The sequence below is a fragment of the Roseivivax sp. GX 12232 genome (assembly GCF_021272185.1).
In the GTDB taxonomy this organism is placed as follows: domain Bacteria; phylum Pseudomonadota; class Alphaproteobacteria; order Rhodobacterales; family Rhodobacteraceae; genus Roseivivax.
This window is the reverse complement of sequence record NZ_JAJSEC010000007.1, coordinates 14,345-32,499: the sequence shown is the minus strand read 5'-3', so window position 1 is coordinate 32,499 and position 18,155 is coordinate 14,345. Positions and strand designations below refer to the sequence as shown.

Sequence of the window (18,155 nt, the reverse complement as noted above, 5' to 3'; positions counted from 1 at the left end):
TAAGGCTTAAGGCGCGGTTTATGCCGCCCCGGTCAGCGCCCTTTCGTCAGGTCGTCGATCGCCGCGAGCCCCTTGAGAAGCGCGCCGAGCCGGTCGACCTCGACCATGTTGGGCCCGTCCGAAGGGGCGTTGTCGGGGTCCTCGTGGGTCTCGATGAAGACCGCCGCGCAGCCCACGGCCAGCGCCGCGCGCGCCAGCGGTTCGACGAACTCGCGCTGCCCGCCGGACGAGCCGCCCATGCCGCCCGGAAGCTGCACCGAATGGGTCGCGTCGAAGACCACCGGGCAGCCGGTGCGCGCCATGATCGGCAGCGAGCGCATGTCCGAGACCAGCATGTTGTAGCCGAAGGAGGCGCCGCGTTCGCAGAGCATCACCCGCTCGTTGCCGGTCGAGGCGATCTTGGCGGCGACATTCTCCATGTCCCAGGGCGCGAGGAACTGGCCTTTCTTGACGTTGATCGCCGCCCCGGTCTCGCCCGCGGCGATCAGCAGGTCGGTCTGGCGCGACAGGAAGGCGGGGATCTGCAGGACGTCGACGACCTCGGCGGCGGGCGCGCAATGCTCGGGCGCATGCACGTCGGTCAGGACGGGCACGCCGAACTCGCGCTTGATCTCGCCGAGGATCTTCAGCCCTTCCTCCATGCCCAGCCCGCGCTTGCCGGCGAGCGAGGAGCGGTTGGCCTTGTCGTAGCTCGCCTTGAAGATCCAGGGCCGGTTCGCGGCCTCGGCGGCGGCGGCGATGCGCCCGGCCAGCATCCGCGCGTGATCCAGGCTCTCGAGCTGGCAGGGCCCGGCGATCAGCGCGAAGGGCTGGTCGTTGGCGACGGGGATCTCTCCGATGGTGACGGTCTTCATGCCAGGCCCTCCTTTTTCAGAACCGCCTCGATGCGGGCGACATCGACGGGGTTGTTCAATTCCCAAAAGACCCGGCCGCGCGCCGCGACGGGCACGCAGCTCACCGGCCATCCGTTTTCCAGAAAGCGCAGCTGTTCGAGCCCCTCGGCGGCCTCGAGCGGGCCTTCCGCCCAGCCGCCGTAGGCCGCGAGCGCGGCGGGGCGGTAGGCATAGACGCCGACGTGGTGCCAGACCTCGGGCGGGGCGGCGAGGTCGGCCACATAGGGCAGCACCTCCTTGGAGAAATAGAGCGCCGTGCCGTCGCCGCGCATCACCGCGGTGGTGCCGCCGACCCGGCCCTCCTTGCGGTCGGCGAGGAAGTTCGCCAGCGTCTCGGGCTCGGTCTTCAGGACCGGCGTGGCCATCTGCACCTCGGGGCTGTCCATGGCCTCGATCAGCGCCTCGAGGAACCAGGGCGGGGTCAGCGGCGCGTCGCCCTGCAGGTTGACCACCACCTCGGGGGTCTCGGGCAGCTGGGCCAGCGCCTCGGCGCAGCGTTCGGTGCCGTTGCGCGCCGCGCTCGAGGTCATCAGCACCTCGGCGCCGAAACCCTCGGCGGCAGCCCGGATGCGGTCGTCATCGGTCAGCACGTAGACCGCATCGACCCGGGCGATGCCCTGGGCGGCCTCCCAGCTGCGGCGGATCAGGCTCTTCTTCTCGCCACTGGCGCCGGTCAGCTCGACCAGCGGCTTGCCGGGATAGCGCGAGGAGGCGTAGCGGGCGGGGATGAAAACGACGGTCTTCATGCCACACCGGCCCGGAGCGCGTCGTGGATATGGACGAGGCCCGAGAGTGTGCCGTCCTCCTCGACCGCGAAGAGCGCCGAGATCTTGCGGCTGTTCATCAGGCCCAGCGCCTCGACCAGAAGCGCGTCGGGTGTGATGGTCGTGGGGGTGCTGGTCGCCACCGCGCCCGCCGTCCGGCCCATGAGCCCGTCGAGGTTGCGCCGCAGGTCGCCGTCGGTGATCACCCCTTCGAGCCGTCCTTCGGCCACCACGGCGGCCACGCCGAAGCCCTTGGCGGTCATCTCCAGGAGCGTCTCGCCCATCGGCGTCTCGGGGGCCACGATGGGCAGCGCCGCGCCCCGGTGCATCACCGCGCCCACGGTCAGGAGCCGCGCCCCCAGCGTGCCGCCGGGGTGGAAGGCGTGGAAGCTTTCCCGGTCGAAGCCGCGCGCCTCCATCAGCGCCACCGCCAGCGCGTCGCCGAGCGCCAGCGTCATGGTGGTCGAGGTCGTGGGCGCCATGCCGATGGCGCAGGCCTCGGGCGCGTCGGGCAGCACCAGCAGGTGATCGGCCTGGCGCGCCAGCGTGCTTTCGGCGTTGCGGGTGATGGCCACGAGCGGCACCCCGAAGCGCCGGCAATGGGCGATGATATCGGCCAGCTCGCGGGTCTCGCCGGAGTTCGAGATCAGGATCGCCGCATCCTCGCGGGTGATCATGCCGAGATCGCCGTGGCTGGCCTCGCCCGGGTGCACGAATTGCGCCGGGCTGCCGGTCGAGGCCAGGGTCGCGGCGATTTTCGCGGCGATGTGCCCGGATTTGCCCATGCCCGAGAGGATGACGCGCCCGGGGATCGCGAGGAGGCGGGTGACGACGGGCTCGAAGTCCTCCGAGAGCTCCTCGGCGAGCCGCAGGAGGCCCGCGCTTTCGGTCTCAAGCACCATGCGGGCGATCTCGCGGGCCGGGCGGGGCGCCTCGGCCGGGGTCTCGGGAGCGGCTGTCATCTGGGCCTCACGGGGTAAGTCAGGTTGCGCCCGGTGTAGCCGGGGCGGGCGGCGCTGTCCACGCGGGGGGGGTGGGGTTGTGGGGGTGGAGCTTGCGCAGGTGGGGCGCGAGGTCTGAGGTGGGGTGGGGCGCGAGGTTTGAAGTGGTTCCGGGTTTTGGCGGTGTGGTGCTGGGCTTTGTCGGACACCATTCCGGTCCCGCCCCAACGTTGAGCATGTCACCACCGTCCCCCTCTTGCGCCCGAATAGCATCGAAGATGCCGGGCGCGCGCCGGACCGGCCCGATGGGCCGGCGCTCTTGTGGGTGGCGCGCATAGCTCACCCCTAGCCCTGACCTTGTTGGGATAAAGCGCATAGCTCTCCTACCGGAAGCGCCGGCCCCCGGTCCGGCGCGCGCCCTCTGTTGGGGCTAGCGGAGAGGTGGCTGGTTGTCAGGGCGCGCGTGGTTTCGGTTGTCGGCTCGGATGCCGCGTTCATAGGCGGGAGCTCCTAGGGGGAACGGAAAGTGGCGGGGCTGTTGATGTCTCGGCAATCGGGGGCCTTCGGTGCGTGTAGCGGTTCACCCCAGTGGATGGCCCACCCGCGTCCCAGAAGCGCCGCGCCCAACCTCCCGCTCACCCCCGCCGCTCTCAGAACCGCGCCCACCGGCCCCGCTCTACCCGACCCCTCTCCGCCCAAAACACCCCCCGGCACCCCGCCGCCACACCCTTACCCCCGCGCGCGCCCGCACGTTGACAGCCCGTCCCGCCTGCATCACTGACGCGGGCAAACCTGACGTCTCCAAAGGGGTGCGCCCATGAAAATCGCGATGATCGGCACCGGCTATGTCGGCCTTGTCTCCGGGGTCTGCTTTTCCGACTTCGGCCATGAGGTCGTCTGCGTCGACAAGGACGCCCGCAAGATCGAGATGCTCGAGGCCGGCGAAGTGCCGATCTACGAGCCGGGCCTCGACGTGCTGCTCGCGAAGAACGTGGAGGCCGGCCGCCTCTCCTTCACCCGCGACATCAAGACCGCGCTCGACGGCGCCGACGCGGTCTTCATCGCCGTGGGCACCCCCACCCGGCGCGGCGACGGCCATGCCGATCTGACCTATGTCATGGCGGCGGCCGAGGAAATCGCCCGCACCGCGGATCACTACATCGTCGTGGTGACCAAATCGACGGTGCCGGTCGGCACCAACGCCAAGGTCCGCGAGACGCTCTCCGCCGCCAATCCCGACCTCGACTTCGACGTCGCCTCGAACCCCGAGTTCCTGCGCGAGGGCGCGGCCATCGACGACTTCATGAAGCCCGACCGGGTGGTCGTCGGCGTCGAGAGCGACCGCGCCGCCAAGGTCATGGAAGAGATCTACCGCCCGCTCTACCTGCGCGACTTCCCGATCGTGGTCACCGACCTCGAATCGGCGGAGATGATCAAATACGCGGCCAATGCCTTCCTCGCGACGAAGATCACCTTCATCAACGAGATCGCGGCGCTCTGCGAAAAGGTCGGCGCGGATGTGAAGCAGGTCTCCAAGGGCATGGGTCTCGACGGGCGCATCGGCAAGACCTTCCTGCACGCGGGCCCCGGCTACGGCGGCTCCTGCTTCCCCAAGGACACCAAGGCGCTGGCCCGGATCGGCCAGGAACACGCCAGCCCGATGCAGATCACCGAGGCGGTCATCAAGATCAACGACGAGGTCAAGCGCCGCATGGTCGACAAGCTGCTCGACCTCGCCGACGGCAGCTTCAACGGCAAGCGCGTGGCGGTGCTGGGCGTGACCTTCAAGCCCAACACCGACGACATGCGCGACGCTCCGGCGCTGACCATCGTGCCGGCACTCGTCGGCGGCGGCGCCAGCGTCGCCGTGGTGGACCCGCAGGGCCGCCGCGAGGGCGAGGCGCTCCTGCCCGGCGTGAGCTGGGAGGCCGACCCCTATGCCGCCGCCAAGGAGGCCGACCTCCTGGTGATCCTGACCGAGTGGAACGAGTTCCGCGCGCTGGACCTCAAGGTGCTGGCCGAGGGCATGCGCACCCGCCGGCTGGGCGATCTGCGCAACATCTACTCCGCCGAGGACGCCCGCGAGGCCGGGTTCGACGCCTATGCCGCGATCGGCCGGCTGGGCTACGCGGTCTGAGGGTTTCGCGCGGGCGGGGCGTCTTGCGTCCCGCCTGCGGGTCTCTGTCCGAGGGTGGTTCGGGGCGCTGGTTGCAGCGGCCTTTTTTCTGGGCGCCAGGGCGCGGACGTCCTCAAGAGCCGTCCTCCAAAAATCCCCCGCCGGTAACCCCGCCTTAACGCGGGCCTGCCATACCCCTGCCCCAAGGCAGGAGGCAGGCGGGCATGGCCATCTACATTCCCCCGCCCACGGTCACCCCGACCGTGGCGGAGCAATATTACCTTTGCCTGATCAACCGCGACCGCGCCGATCCCGCGGGCGCCTTTGATCGGCTGATCGCCGAGGCGACGCCCGGCACCCAGGCGGCGCTGGTCTATTTTGGCGTCTCGCTTCCCGCGCTCGAGGCGCAGCTCGCGGCCTATGCCCCGGTCGCGCCCTTGGCCTGGAACGGCGCGCTCGCCACATCGGCCCGGACCCATTCGGCGCTGATCGTCGAATACGACGAGCAATCGCACAACCTGCCCGGAGAGCCGGGCCTCTACCAGCGCATCACCGATGCCGGATATGCCGACGCCCGCGCCCTGGCCGAAAACGTCTATGCCTATTCCGAGGGGCCGCTGCACGGCCATGCCGCCTTCGTCATCGACTGGGGCCTCGGCCCCCATGGCATGCAAAGCCCCGCCGGGCACCGCGTCGCGATCCTCAGCCCCACCTATACCGAGGTCGGCATCGGCCTCGTCGGCGACAGCGACCCCGGCACGGAGGTCGGCCCCGAGGTGGTGACCCAGCACTTCGGCACCACCTGGTCGCCGGAACCGCAGCTCCTCGGCACGGTGATCGAAGATCTCGACGGCGACGGGGCTTATGACCCGGGCGAGGGGCTTGGCGGCGTCACCGTGACCGCGACCTCCGAGGGCATGAGCTACGTGACCACCAGCTGGGCCTCGGGCGGCTACCAGATGGCCCTGCCGCCGGGTGACTATACCGTCACCTACAGCGGCGGCGGGCTCGACGGCACCGTGGTCGGCGAACTGCGCATCGGCACCGAGAACACGGCCCTCGACGTGACCGGAGGCATGGCGTCCGCGCTGGGCGTGACCCTTTCGGGCACCGGCGGGACCGACGGGCTGAGCGGCTCCGACAGCCCGGACCTGCTTCTCGGCCGCGGCGGCAGCGACCTACTCGAAGGGCAGGGCGGCGATGACGCGATCGAGGGCGGCACCGGCCACGATTCGCTCTTCGGCGGCGCGGGCGACGACCGTCTCTCCGGCGCGGGCGGCTTTGACGCGCTCGACGGCGGCGACGGCGCGGACACGCTGCTTGGCCAATCCGGCAATGACGCGCTGACCGGAGGCAGCGGCGCGGATCTTTTGCAGGGTGGCCAGGGCGCCGACGGCCTGTCGGGCGGGCCGGGCGCGGACCGGCTCGAAGGCGGCGACGGCAGCGATCTGCTCTCGGGCCAGGACGGCGACGACAGCCTGAACGGCCAGGCCGGGGCCGATACGCTCTCGGGCGGGTCGGGCCGCGACCTCCTGCAGGGCGGCATCAACCGCGATTCGCTGACGGGCGGGGAGGGCCGCGACCGGCTCGAAGGCGGCAACGGCTGGGACAGCCTGTCGGGCGGCGTAGGTGACGACACGCTCCTGGGCCAGGCCGGGGAGGACAGGCTCGACGGCGGCGCGGGCGACAACCTCCTGCACGGTGGCATCGGCGCGGATGTCTTCGTCTTCACCTCCGGCTCCGGGCGGGACGAGATCGTGCACTATCAGCCCGGCATTGACGCCGTGGAGATCGACGCCGCGCTGGCGCCCCAGGGCGCCGCGGCGCTCGAGCATCAGGTGGCCGAGGGCGACCTGACCCTGACCTTCGCGGGCGGCGAGGTTTTGGTCTTCGACGGGATCGCGGATTTCGCGACGATCGAGGGGGACCTGATCCTTGTCTGACCGCGCCGTTTCCCCGGCCTCGAGCGGTGCGCAGCCCCCGCTTGAGGCGTCAAACGACCTGCGCCCCGCCCGGGTGCCCATGCTCTCGGCCAGCCTGCGCGCCATCGGCGCCCTGACCCTGCGCGAGGTGGCAACCCGCTACGGGCGCAACCCCGGCGGCTTCGCCTGGGCGGTGCTCGAACCCGCGGCGGGCATCGCCTTCCTCTGCCTGGTCTTCCAGGCGGGCTTCCGCGCGCCGCCGCTCGGCACCAGTTTCGCGCTGTTCTACGCCACCGGCATCCTGCCGTTCTTCGCCTTCCTGATGACCTCCACCGCCGTGGCCCAGGCGCTGAACCGGGCGCGGCCGCTCATGGCCTACCCGCGGATCAGCGTGATCGACGTGCTCCTCTCGGCCGGCGGGCTCGCGGCGCTGGTGCAACTGGCGGTCGGCACGCTGATCCTTGCAGGCATCCTTGCCTGGGACCCGGCTGCGGCGCGCATCGCGCCCGGGCCCATGGCGCTGGCCTATCTCATGGCACTGAGCCTCGGCTTCGGGATCGGCACGCTTCTGGCGCTGCCGCTGACCTTCCACCCGCTCTGGCAGGTGATCTGGTCGGTGCTGACCCGCCCGCTGATCATCGTCTCGGGCGTGATCCTCTTGCAGGAACGGCTGCCCGACCCCTGGCGCGGCTGGCTCGAATGGAACCCGCTGGTGCATGTCACCGGCGCCGCCCGCCGCGCCGCCTACCCGGGCTACGCGGCGGATTACCTCGACCCGGTCTATGTCTTCGCCCTGGCCGGCGGCACCGGGGCCTTCGGGCTCCTGATGCTGATCGGCTTCCACCGCGTGGCGCTGGAGGCGTGAGGGGTGGGCCCCGCGCGGCCCTGGGGGCTTGACCGACCGCTCCCGCTCAGCCGACCGCGGGTTTGGCGGTGGATCACGTCGTCTGTGTCCATGTATTCGAACTGGCCGGTGGCGCGGGTGTATTCTGGCCCCTGACGCTGATCGGTTTCCACCCAGCGGTTCTGGAAGGCTTGAGCCGCAGGCACCCGCCCGGCACTGGATCTGTGAGCGGCTGGCCCCGCCCGAAGCCGGAGGGTTGAATGCCATGCGCAAGCATCCCCTCACCCCCCGTCACAAAATCTCCAGGTCATTCAACAGCGCCGCCGGGTTGCTCATCCCGGCAATCACCAGCCGCTCGCCGTCGGGGAAACTGAAGACCAGGTCCTCGCCCAAAGGCGCCGCGTAACCCAGAACCTCCTCGGGCTCGAGCGGCGCGCCGCCCCAAAGCGCAGCGTCCAGCACCAGCGTGTCCACGTCGTTCTGGAACTCCGTGATCCGGGCGCTGCCCTCGGCGAAGACAAAGACATCCGCCCCCGCCCCGCCGTCGAGCCAGTCACTGCCCGCGCCGCCCTGCAAGACATCGTTGCCCGAGCCGCCGTAAAGCGTGTCGTCCCCGGACCCGCCGGTCAGCGTGTCGGCGCCGTTCTTGCCGACCATCCAGTCGTCGCCCGCCCCGCCCGAAAGCGCGTCATGCGCCAGCCCGCCGTCGAGGCTGTCGTCACCCGCGCCGCCCTCAAGCCGGTCGTTGCTGCCGCCGCCGAACAGCGTATCCGCGCCCTCGTCGCCCGCCAGCGTGTCGTTGCCGCCCTCGCCGTAAAGCGCGTCATCCTCGGTGCCGCCCGAGAGATGGTCGTGGTTGATCCCGCCGTACAGCAGGTCCTCCGCCGCCCCGCCCATCAGCGCGTCCGGCCCGGCGTTGCCGGTCAGCAGGTCCGCGCCCTCGCCGCCGTCAAGCGTGTCGGCGCCGTCCTCGCCGGCCAGCGTGTCGGCGCCCGCCCCGCCCGAAAGCGCATCGGGCGCCTGGCCGCCCATCAGGCTGTCGGCGCCGCCGTCGCCCGAGATCACGTCCTGCCCGGCGTTCCCGGCGAGCCAGTCGGCGCCGTCGCCGCCCGAGAGGCTGTCCGCCCCGTCGAGCCCCGCGAGGCTGTCGTCGCCCGCGCCGCCGAAGATCGTGTCGGCGCCGATCCCGGCGTTGACCGTGTCGTCGCCCGCGCCCGCCGAGATCAGGTCCGACCCGCCGCGCCCGGTCACCGTGTCGTCGCCTGAGCCCGCCTCGAGCGTGTCCCAGCCCGGCGAGCCGGTCAGTGCGCGGTCGGGATCGCTGGGCGCGGGCTGCCAGTCCGGGGTCAGCCAGTCCGGCAGGAAGCGGTCGGGCGCGGGCAGGATGGCCGCGATGACCTCCTCGGGCGAGAGCGGCGCGCCCGAGGCGCTTTCGATGCGCAGCACCTCTTCGCCGACCAGCGACATGAAGCGGATCTCGGCCCCGGTGGCGCTGGCGTTCACGGTGAGCTGCGAGGGGTCGCGGTAGAAGGCCCAGCCTGAGAGGTCGAGCCTGTCCTGCGCCGGGTCGAAGCCTTGGATCACGTCACTCTCGGCATCGGCGGTCAGGGAGAACAGATCCGCCGCCGCGCTGGCGGTCAGCGTCTCGCTGCCCGGCCCGTCTTGCACCCGCGCGCCCGAGAGCCCCACGGAAAAGAGGCTCATGCCCTGGTCGCCCTCGCCCAGGGTCGCGAGGCCGATCTGCCCGCCGCCCGCGTCGTAAAGGACCAGCCCCGAAAGCGCGGTGAGCGCGGTCGCGGGCGTGTCCTCCAGGGCGCCGAGGTGCAGGAGCGTGCCGGTCTCGGAGAGCTCGAAGAGGCTCACGCCGTCGTCGCCGCCGCCCGCCGCGAGGTAGCCCGTGCCGTCCAGGACCAGGCTGTCCATCTGGGTCACCGCGGCGAAGCGGCTGTGGCGGTTGTCCATCAGGTGGTCGGTCAGCACCGGGCCCGCGGGCGTCAGCGCGTAGACGCTGAGCGAGCCGGTGCCCGCGGCGCCGAGGACCGCATGGGGCGTGCCGCCGACCGAGAGGACCTCGACCGTCACGTCGCCCGAGATGCCGGGGTTGGCCGCGTCGCCCAGCGCGGCCTCCAGGCTCAGCGTGCCGTTCGGGCGGATCTCGTAGAGCTGCAGGAAGTCTTCGCCCGCGCCCACGGCGACAAGCTGGCCGTCGATCACCGCAAGGTCGGTGAGGCCGGGCGCATCGGCTGCGCGGCTGCCCGAGGAGACGAGGGTGAGCTGACCCGAGCCGCTCAGCTCCCAGACCATGGGGGCGGTGCTGCAGGGCGCGATTCCGTAGAGGAACAGCCGCCCGTCGACGCTGTGCAGGGCGATGTCGCTCAGGTCCCGGGGCACGCCCGCGCCATAGGTGTCCACCCCGATCTGCCCGCCGAAAGAGCCGTCGTCATTGACCCGCAGGATCACCAGCCCGGCGGGCGCGGCCCCGGTCAGAAGCGCCACCGCCTGGCCCGAGGGCAGCACCGCCTGGGTGATCTCGGGCGTGACGCCGGCCACCGGACCGCCGGGCAGGAACATCTCGCTTTCCGCCCGGGGGGCGCCGCCGGGCGCGTCCCAGGTGCTGAACCGCAGGGCCGCGTCCTCGCCCGCGATGACCTGCAGGGTGACGCCTTCCGGCCCCTCGTGCAGCGCCAGGGCGCGCAGCCCTTCGATCTGGCCGGCCGCCGTGGCGAAGACCGAGCCCTCGTGATTGAAATCCGCCTGCATCCCATCCCCCGAATGCTGAAGTTCCCCGCGCCAGGAGTGACCGGGGCGCGGGGCGGGGACGGGTGGAATTCGGGGCGGAAGCGGGGCGAACCCGCGCAATGCGGCGGGATTTCTTAACCCGCTGTTAACCAGGCACGGCGCGCGCGGGGCTCAGTCCCAGCGGCCGAGCGCCATGAGCCGCACGGCGCAGCTATCGCCGCTGCCGAAGTCGATCTGCCCGGCCTGGCGGTAGAGGCTGACCGCGCAATCGGCGCCGCTGCCCGGGGTGACGAGGACCGGTCCCAGCGCGTCGAGGCCTGGGCTCAGCCCGCCCGCGCTCCCGGGATCGAGCGTGCCGCTGACCCAAGGTGCCGCCGAGAAGGCCGCCGGGAAGCTCCAGGTCGCGCCTAGGTGCGCCCCGTCGATCCGTGTCAGCGTCAGCGTCGTCCAGGCCAGCTGCAGCCCCGAGGCCAGCCGCAGATGCGCCGCCCCCTGTTCGAAGACCGCACCCGAGGGGGCGCCCGCGGCGAAGGCCACGGTGCCCAGAAGCGTGCCGGGCCCGTAGCCCCAGTCTGCGCGCATCAGCCGGCCGGGCGTGGCATCCCCCGGCGTCGCCTGCACCGCGGCGCCCGAGACATGGCCGGTGGCGGGGTCGATCACCAAGGCGTCGGTCCAGCTCGCGCCGTCGGGGCTGACCTTCAGCGCGAAGGCGTCCGACCCCGCGGTGCCCATCTCGGCCCGGCCCGACCAGTTGGTCTGGAAGAGAAGGCTCGCGGTGTCGCCCGCGGCGGCCTTGTTGATCTTCAGCTGGTGGCCCGCGCCCTCGTGGGTGAAGAGCGTCGCGGGCGCGGCCAGGGCCAGCCGGTTGGTGGCATCGCTCGTGGCGTTGATGCCGATGCCGGGCAGGTTCTGCAGCTCGGGCTCGAGGTCCTGCCAAGCCGCGCCGTCCCAGACGAGAAGCCGCGCCTCCGCGACGACCCAGGCGCGCCAGCCGGAGGCGGGCGGGGTGAAGCGCCAGCCGCCGCTTTCGAACTCCGCGATCTCCCGGGCGTGGCCGGCCCAGTCGCCGGTCGGCGCGGCACCGACGATGTAGCGCGCGGCCTCCTCGGGCGCGACCGGCGGGGTGTCGAGGTCGCGCGCCGTGACCGCAAGCTGGGTGACCAGGTCGAGCCGCCGCAGCGCCTCGTTGAATGTGACGTGTTTCTGCGCCTGCGAGGGCGCCATGAAAGGCAGGGAAAGCGCGGCGGATGAATACATGCGGGCCTCGGGGCTGACGGGCGGGCCTTCAGCCTGTGGCGGCATGGTTAACCGCCTCTGCAGGCCGCGCGCGTTGCGCCCCCGCGCGGCCCTTTTCTTGCCCGGTCAGAGCGGCGATAAGCGGGCCATGTCCGAGACGCTGTTCCTCGAGAGGCTGACGCTGTCGCACTTCCGCTCGCACCGCCGCGCGGTGCTGGATGTCGACGCGCGGCCGCTGGCGATCTACGGCCCGAACGGCGCGGGCAAGACCAACCTCCTCGAGGCGGTGTCGCTGTTCTCGCCGGGGCGGGGGATGCGCCGGGCCTCGGCCGAGGCGATGACCCGTCGCCCCGAGGCGATCGGCTGGAAGCTCGGCGGCCAGGTCGCGGGCCCGGGCGGCCGCAGCGAGGTGGCCTTTGTCTCGGAGCAGGGCCAGCCCCGGCAGGTGCGCATCGACGAGAAGGCCCAGCCGCAGGTGGCGCTGGGCCGGCTGGTGCGGGTGCTCTGGCTGGTGCCCTCGATGGACCGGCTCTGGATCGAGGGCGCCGAGGGGCGGCGGCGCTTCCTCGACCGGATGACGCTGTCGTTCTTTCCCGACCACGCCGAGGCGAGCCTCGACTACGAGAAGGCCATGCGCGACCGCAACCGCCTGCTGAAGGACCAGGTGCGCGACGCCCATTGGTATCGCGCGCTCGAGGCGCAGATGGCCCGCACCGGGGCGCAGATCCAGGCCAACCGGCAGGAGGCGCTGACCCGCATCGCCGCCGCGCAACAGGGGGCCGAGACCGCCTTTCCCGCCGCCGAACTGGAGCTGAGCGCCGGCGAGGGCGAGCTTTATGCCGAGGAGGTCGCGCTGGGCCTCGCGCTCGAGGCCAGCCGCCCGCGCGACCTCGCCGCCGGGCGCACGCTGATCGGCCCGCATCGCGCCGACCTGATCGGCACCTATGCCGCCAAGGGCGTGCCCGCGGCGGATTGCTCGACCGGCGAGCAGAAGGCGCTGCTGATCTCGCTGATCCTCGCCAATGCCCGGGCCATCGCGGCGGATTTCGGCGCCCCGCCGATCCTGCTGCTCGACGAGGTGGCCGCACATCTCGACGCGGGCCGCCGCGCGGCGCTTTACGCCGAGGTCACCGCGCTCGGCGCCCAGGCCTGGATGACCGGCACCGGCCCGGAGCTGTTCGCCGAGCTCGGCGGCGCGGCGCAATACGTCGAGGTCACCGAGGACAAGGGCGAAAGCCAGGTCACCCAGAAGGACATGCCATGACTTTAGGCCCCGGCGATCTCGCGCTTTACGCGGGCGCGCTTTTCATCCTGTTCCTGACCCCCGGCCCGGTCTGGGTGGCGCTGGTCGCCCGGGCCCTGGCGGGCGGCTTCCACGCCGCCTGGCCGCTGGCGCTGGGCGTGGTCGTGGGCGACATGATCTGGCCCTTCCTGGCGATCCTGGGCGTGTCCTGGATCGTCTCGGTCTACGGCGGCTTCATCGTGGCGCTGCGCTGGGTCGCGAGCCTGACCTTCCTGGTCATGGGCGCGCTGATCCTGAAGAACGCCGAGGCGGACCTCTCGCGCGACAGCCGGCTGACCCGGCCTGGGGTCTGGGCGGGTTTCGCCGCCGGGCTTGCGGTGATCATCGGCAATCCCAAGGCGATCCTGTTCTACATGGGCATGCTGCCGGGCTTCTTCGACGTCTCGCGGGTGACCTGGGTCGACATGGCGGTGATCTCGCTGATCTCGGCGCTGGTGCCGCTCTGCGGCAACCTGGTGCTGGCGCTCTCGATCGACCGGGTTAAACGGCTTCTCTCGAGCCCCGCGGCGGTGCGGCGCACCAATCTGACCGCGGGCGCTCTGCTGATCGCGGTGGGGCTCCTCATTCCCTTCACATGAAGCGCAAAATCTGGGGCGGTTGCGTGACAATCCCCACCAGACTTCGTATAAATTGCCCGGCAAGAACAAGGACATCACGCATGGCAGAGAGCGCAGCCGCGCCCGAGGAATACGGCGCCGGATCTATCAAGGTTCTCAAGGGCTTGGAAGCCGTCCGCAAGCGGCCGGGCATGTATATCGGCGACACCGACGACGGCTCGGGCCTGCACCACATGGTCTATGAGGTCGTCGACAACGGCATCGACGAGGCGCTGGCCGGCCATGCGACGCTCGTGCGGGTGAAGATTCACGCCGACAACAGCGTCTCGGTGGCGGACAACGGCCGGGGCATCCCGGTCGACATCCACGAGGAAGAGGGCGTCTCCGCGGCCGAGGTCATCATGACCCAGCTGCACGCGGGCGGGAAGTTCGACCAGAACTCCTACAAGGTCTCGGGCGGCCTGCACGGGGTCGGCGTCTCGGTGGTCAACGCGCTGTCGGACTGGCTGGAGCTGCGCATCTGGCGCAACGGCCGCGAGCATTACGCCCGCTTCGAGCGCGGCGAGACCTCGGAGCATCTGCGCGACGTGGGCGACGCCGAGGGCCAGAAGGGCACCGAGGTGCGCTTCCTCGCCTCGACCGACACCTTCTCGAACCTCGACTACGACTTCCACATCCTGGAAAAGCGCCTGCGCGAGCTGGCCTTCCTGAACTCCGGCGTGCGGATCCTGCTGGAGGACGAGCGCCCCGCCGAGCCGCTGCAGAGCGAGCTGTTCTATGACGGCGGCGTGAAGGAATTCGTGAAATACCTCGACCGCAGCAAGCATCCGATGATGCCCGAGCCGATCTACATCACCGGCGAGCGCGACGGCATCGGTGTCGAGATCGCGATGTGGTGGAACGACAGCTACCACGAGACCGTGCTGCCCTTCACCAACAACATCCCCCAGCGCGACGGCGGCACCCATATGGCGGGCTTCCGCGGGGCGTTGACCCGGACCCTGACGCGCTATGCCACCGACAGCGGCATCGCCAAGAAGGAAAAGATCAGCTTCACCGGCGACGACGCCCGCGAGGGGCTGACCTGCGTGCTCTCGGTCAAGGTGCCGGACCCGAAGTTCTCCTCGCAGACCAAGGACAAGCTCGTGTCCTCCGAGGTGCGCCCGGCGGTCGAGAGCCTGATGAACGAGAAGCTGGCCGAATGGTTCGAGGAGAACCCCAACGAGGCCAAGATGATCGTCGGCAAGATCGTCGAGGCCGCCATGGCCCGCGAGGCCGCGCGCAAGGCCCGCGAGCTGACCCGCCGCAAGACCGCGATGGACGTCAACTACCTGGCCGGCAAGCTGAAGGATTGCTCCGAGAAGGATCCCTCCAAGACCGAGCTCTTCATCGTCGAGGGTGACAGCGCCGGCGGTTCGGCCCAGACCGGGCGTGACCGCGGCACCCAGGCGATCCTGCCGCTCAAGGGCAAGATCCTGAACGTCGAGCGCGCGCGCTTCGACCGGATGCTGTCTTCCCAGGAGATCGGGAACCTGGTCATGGCGCTCGGGACCGGCATCGGCCGGGACGAGTTCGACATCTCCAAGCTGCGCTACCACAAGATCGTGCTGATGACCGACGCCGACGTTGACGGCGCGCATATCCGCACGCTGCTTCTGACCTTCTTCTACCGGCAGATGCCGGAGCTGATCGATGGCGGCTATCTCTATATCGCCCAGCCGCCGCTTTATAAGGTCGCGCGGGGCAAGTCCGAGGTCTACCTCAAGGACACCGCCGCGCTCGAGGATTACCTGATCCAGCAGGGCACCGACGGGGCGCTCCTGCAGCAGGGCAACGGCGAAGAGATCACCGGCCAGGACCTGGTGCGCGTGGTCGAGGAGGCGCGGCAGCTCAAGCGCGTGCTCGAGGCCTTCCCGACGCATTACCCGCGCAACATCCTCGAACAGGCGGCCATCGCCGGGGCCTTCGTGCCCGGCGCGGTGGACAGCGACCTGCAGGGCGTGGCCGACCGGGTGGCCGCGCGGCTCGACCTGATCGCGCTGGAATACGAGAAGGGCTGGCAGGGCCGCATCACCCAGGACCGCGGCATGCGGCTGGCGCGCATCCTGCGCGGCGTCGAAGAGGTCCGCACGCTGGACGGCACCATGCTGCGCTCGGGCGAGGCGCGCCGCACGGGCTCCTTCACCGAGAGCCTGCAGGCGGTTTACGGCGCCCCGGCGGTGCTGCAGCGCAAGGAGCGCCGGCAGATGATCCACGGGCCGCTGGAACTGCTGCAGGCGATCCTCGAAGAGGGCGAGAAGGGCAACCAGCTGCAGCGCTACAAGGGCCTGGGCGAGATGAACCCCGACCAGCTCTGGGAAACCACGCTCGACCCCGACGCGCGGACGCTCCTGCGGGTGACGGTGGACGACATGGCCGAGGCCGACGACCTCTTCACCAAGCTCATGGGCGACGTGGTCGAACCCCGCCGCGAGTTCATCCAGCAGAACGCGCTCAGCGTGGAGAACCTGGACTTCTGAGGCAGCGTCGGCCCTGCGCGGGCCGGTGCCCCCCCCCCGAAAGGGGCGGTGCCCCGGGGCGGCGGCTGGAACGCCGCCCGCCCGCCGGGAGGCCGCGCCCCGCCCCCCCAAGCAGGAGAGCCGCATGAAACGATCCGAGGTCAACGACATCCTGCAATCGGCAGACGCGATGATCCGCCATTACGGCTTTGCCCTGCCGCCCTTTGCCTATTGGACGCCGGGCCAGTTCCGCGACCGGGCGGAGGACGCGCGCCATGTCATCGACGCGCGCTGCGGCTGGGACATCACCGACTACGGCAAGGGCCGCTTCGAGGAGATGGGGCTTTTCCTTTTCACCCTGCGCAACGGGCGGCTCTCGGACCTCACGACAGGGCGCGGCATGTGTTACGCCGAGAAGCTGCTGATCACCCGGCAGGACCAGCTCAGCCCGATGCACACCCATGCGATCAAGGCCGAAGACATCATCAACCGCGGCGGCGACACCCTGGTGATCGAGCTTTACGGCTCGGACGACCAGGGCGGCTTTGCCGAGGACCGTGGCGGCCGGGTGATGTGCGACGGCATCGCGCGGGACTACGCCCCCGGCGAGAAGCTGCGCCTGGCCCCGGGCGAGAGCGTGACGCTCATGCCCGGCGACTGGCACGCCTTCTGGGGCGAGGGCGGCGACGTGCTGGTGGGCGAGGTCTCCACCGTGAACGACGACGAGACCGACAACATCTTCCGCGAGAAGATCGGCCGTTTCGCCGAGATCGAGGAAGACTGCGACCCGCTGCACCTCCTGGTCAGCGACTACGCCCGCTGGCTGTCCTGAGCCCATGGCGGGCCCCGGTGATCCGCGCGCCTTCCTGACCGGCCTGTTCCGCCGCGCGGTCGAGGTGGCGGACCCGACGCGGGTCCTGCCCGCGCATCTGCCCGAGCGCGGGGCGGGCCGCCTCGTCGTGATCGGGGCCGGCAAGGCCAGCGCGCGCATGGCCGAAGCCGTGGAGGCGGCGCTCGGCCCCTGCGAGGGGCTGGTGATCACCCGCTACGGCTACGCCCGGCCCACCGAGGGCATCGAGATCGTCGAGGCGGCGCATCCGGTGCCCGACGCCGCGGGCGTCGCGGCCACCCGGCGGATGCTGGCGCTGGTGGGCGGCCTCGGGCCCGAGGACCGGGTCATCGCGCTGATCTCGGGCGGCGGCTCTTCGCTGCTTTGCGCGCCCGCCGAGGGGATGACGCTGGAGGACAAGCAGGCGGTCAACGCCGCGCTTCTGGCCTCGGGCGCGCCGATCGGCGCGATGAACGTGGTGCGCAAGCACCTCAGCCGGGTGAAGGGTGGCCAGCTCGCCGCCGCCTGCCATCCCGCGCGGCTCCTGTCGCTGATGATCTCGGACGTGCCGGGCGACAACCCCGCCGAGATCGCCTCGGGGCCGACGGTGGGCGAGACCAGCACCGCCGCCGAGGCGCGCGCGATCCTGGAACGCTACGGCGTCGAGCTGCCCGAGGCGGCGCGGCGCGTGCTGGCCGGCCGCTCGGGCGTGGTGGCGCCCGGCGATCCGCGGCTCGCGGGGGCCGAGACCCGGATCGTCGCCGCGCCCTCGCAGTCCCTGGAGGCCGCCGCCGAGGCCGCCGAGGCGCAGGGGCTCGAGGTGCGACTTCTGGGCGACGCGCTCGAAGGCGAGGCGCGGGAGCTGGCGGCGGAACAGGCGCGCAAGGCGCTGGAGCTGCGCGCAGAGGCTACGGCCAATGCCCGGCCGATCCTGCTTCTCTCGGGCGGGGAATGCACCGTGACCCGGCGCGGCGACGGCGTGGGCGGTCCGAACGCCGAGTTCACCCTGGCCGCGGCGCTGGCGCTGGACGGGGCGCCGGGCATCCACGTCCTGGCCTGCGACACCGACGGGGTCGACGGCGCGGCGGAAGTGGCGGGCGCCTACGCGGGCCCCGAGACGCTGGCCCGGGCGCGGGCGGCGGGCGTCGACCCCGAAGCCGCGCTGGCGCGGAACGACGCGCATGGCTTCTTTGAGGCGCTGGGCGATCAGGTGGTGACCGGCCCGACGCTGACCAATGTGAACGACTTCCGGGCGGTGTTGATCCTGCCGGAGGGGTAAGCTTGGGGGCTAGGCGAGGGGCGTGGCGGGCGGCCTTCGATCGTTGTTATCACGCCCGTCCCAAGAAGCCTGGCCACACGGCTTGAGCATGTCGAGCCGTACAGACCCGCGTCACCTTCTCAGAAAACTCTGCTCTCACGCCCTCGCACCGCTCTGCTGGCGCAACCGCGCCGCTTGCGGTAGAGGCCTCCCCGTCCCGCGCGTTCCCGGGCCTGAGGCCCGGCGCGGGACGCC

General features: G+C 71.1%; 13 protein-coding genes. 8 read left to right on the top strand and 5 right to left on the bottom strand.

Annotated features, from left to right (window positions below):
• Positions 1–32 precede the first annotated feature (32 nt).
• The 3 genes from kdsA to LR948_RS12655 are packed head-to-tail and all read right to left on the bottom strand — an operon-like array spanning position 33 to position 2,619.
• Positions 33–854 (bottom strand): 3-deoxy-8-phosphooctulonate synthase, encoded by an 822-nt coding sequence (gene kdsA, locus LR948_RS12665; protein WP_232754408.1) that lies wholly within the window; start codon positions 852–854, stop codon positions 33–35.
• A complete protein-coding gene (locus LR948_RS12660; protein WP_232754407.1) occupies positions 851–1,639 on the bottom strand; it encodes a 3-deoxy-manno-octulosonate cytidylyltransferase in 789 nt (262 codons plus the stop codon). The genes kdsA and LR948_RS12660 overlap by 4 nt, the downstream gene beginning before the upstream one ends.
• Positions 1,636–2,619, bottom strand: a complete 984-nt coding sequence (locus LR948_RS12655; protein WP_232754406.1) for an SIS domain-containing protein — start codon at positions 2,617–2,619, stop codon at positions 1,636–1,638. Before LR948_RS12655 ends, LR948_RS12660 begins: the two co-directional genes overlap by 4 nt.
• A 796-nt stretch (positions 2,620–3,415) precedes the next feature.
• Between LR948_RS12655 and LR948_RS12650 the strand changes: the two genes are divergently transcribed.
• From LR948_RS12650 to LR948_RS12640, 3 genes are all read left to right on the top strand, one after another.
• Positions 3,416–4,735 (top strand): UDP-glucose/GDP-mannose dehydrogenase family protein, encoded by a 1,320-nt coding sequence (locus tag LR948_RS12650; protein ID WP_232754405.1) that lies wholly within the window; start codon positions 3,416–3,418, stop codon positions 4,733–4,735.
• 203 nt (positions 4,736–4,938) lie between these two features.
• Entirely contained in the window at positions 4,939–6,657 is a 1,719-nt protein-coding gene (locus LR948_RS12645) for a CAP domain-containing protein (RefSeq protein ID WP_232754404.1), read from the top strand.
• Positions 6,650–7,501 (top strand): ABC transporter permease, encoded by an 852-nt coding sequence (locus LR948_RS12640; protein ID WP_232754403.1) that lies wholly within the window; start codon positions 6,650–6,652, stop codon positions 7,499–7,501. Before LR948_RS12645 ends, LR948_RS12640 begins: the two co-directional genes overlap by 8 nt.
• A 270-nt stretch (positions 7,502–7,771) precedes the next feature.
• Here LR948_RS12640 and LR948_RS12635 read toward each other — a convergent pair whose 3' ends face one another.
• Together LR948_RS12635 and LR948_RS12630 are read right to left on the bottom strand one after the other, a co-directional pair.
• The gene (locus LR948_RS12635; protein ID WP_232754402.1) at positions 7,772–10,240 is read right to left on the bottom strand and encodes a calcium-binding protein; all 2,469 of its coding nucleotides are present in this window, start codon (positions 10,238–10,240) and stop codon (positions 7,772–7,774) included.
• A gap of 150 nt (positions 10,241–10,390) precedes the next feature.
• Complete coding sequence (locus tag LR948_RS12630; protein ID WP_232754400.1) at positions 10,391–11,521, bottom strand: DUF2793 domain-containing protein; 1,131 nt, start codon at positions 11,519–11,521, stop codon at positions 10,391–10,393.
• A gap of 82 nt (positions 11,522–11,603) precedes the next feature.
• Here LR948_RS12630 and recF point away from each other — a divergent pair, with 82 nt between their 5' ends.
• The 5 genes from recF to LR948_RS12605 all read left to right on the top strand — a co-directional run bounded on the left by recF (position 11,604) and on the right by LR948_RS12605 (position 17,921).
• Positions 11,604–12,719 carry a DNA replication/repair protein RecF gene (gene recF / locus LR948_RS12625; RefSeq protein WP_232754399.1) on the top strand — a complete coding sequence of 372 codons (1,116 nt, stop codon included), beginning with the start codon at positions 11,604–11,606 and terminating at the stop codon, positions 12,717–12,719.
• On the top strand, positions 12,716–13,336 hold the full coding sequence (locus LR948_RS12620) for a LysE family translocator (RefSeq protein WP_232754398.1): 621 nt from the start codon (positions 12,716–12,718) through the stop codon (positions 13,334–13,336). The genes recF and LR948_RS12620 overlap by 4 nt, the downstream gene beginning before the upstream one ends.
• 80 nt (positions 13,337–13,416) lie before the next feature.
• Positions 13,417–15,834, top strand: coding sequence for a DNA topoisomerase (ATP-hydrolyzing) subunit B (gene gyrB / locus LR948_RS12615; RefSeq protein WP_232754397.1), 2,418 nt, complete (start codon positions 13,417–13,419; stop codon positions 15,832–15,834).
• 124 nt (positions 15,835–15,958) lie between these two features.
• The gene (locus tag LR948_RS12610) at positions 15,959–16,645 is read left to right on the top strand and encodes a D-lyxose/D-mannose family sugar isomerase (RefSeq protein WP_232754396.1); all 687 of its coding nucleotides are present in this window, start codon (positions 15,959–15,961) and stop codon (positions 16,643–16,645) included.
• Positions 16,646–16,649: 4 nt separating this feature from the next.
• Complete coding sequence (locus tag LR948_RS12605) at positions 16,650–17,921, top strand: glycerate kinase (protein WP_232754395.1); 1,272 nt, start codon at positions 16,650–16,652, stop codon at positions 17,919–17,921.
• Positions 17,922–18,155 lie beyond the last annotated feature (234 nt).

Coding starts and splice junctions, on each gene's coding strand:
- gyrB (WP_232754397.1), top strand. CDS start 13,417: ATGGCAGAGAGCGCAGCCGCGCCCGAGGAATACGGCGCCGGATCTATC.
- recF (WP_232754399.1), top strand. CDS start 11,604: ATGTCCGAGACGCTGTTCCTCGAGAGGCTGACGCTGTCGCACTTCCGC.
- LR948_RS12660 (WP_232754407.1), bottom strand. CDS start 1,639: ATGAAGACCGTCGTTTTCATCCCCGCCCGCTACGCCTCCTCGCGCTAT.
- LR948_RS12635 (WP_232754402.1), bottom strand. CDS start 10,240: ATGCAGGCGGATTTCAATCACGAGGGCTCGGTCTTCGCCACGGCGGCC.
- kdsA (WP_232754408.1), bottom strand. CDS start 854: ATGAAGACCGTCACCATCGGAGAGATCCCCGTCGCCAACGACCAGCCC.
- LR948_RS12630 (WP_232754400.1), bottom strand. CDS start 11,521: ATGCCGCCACAGGCTGAAGGCCCGCCCGTCAGCCCCGAGGCCCGCATG.
- LR948_RS12610 (WP_232754396.1), top strand. CDS start 15,959: ATGAAACGATCCGAGGTCAACGACATCCTGCAATCGGCAGACGCGATG.
- LR948_RS12655 (WP_232754406.1), bottom strand. CDS start 2,619: ATGACAGCCGCTCCCGAGACCCCGGCCGAGGCGCCCCGCCCGGCCCGC.
- LR948_RS12620 (WP_232754398.1), top strand. CDS start 12,716: ATGACTTTAGGCCCCGGCGATCTCGCGCTTTACGCGGGCGCGCTTTTC.
- LR948_RS12645 (WP_232754404.1), top strand. CDS start 4,939: ATGGCCATCTACATTCCCCCGCCCACGGTCACCCCGACCGTGGCGGAG.
- LR948_RS12605 (WP_232754395.1), top strand. CDS start 16,650: ATGGCGGGCCCCGGTGATCCGCGCGCCTTCCTGACCGGCCTGTTCCGC.
- LR948_RS12650 (WP_232754405.1), top strand. CDS start 3,416: ATGAAAATCGCGATGATCGGCACCGGCTATGTCGGCCTTGTCTCCGGG.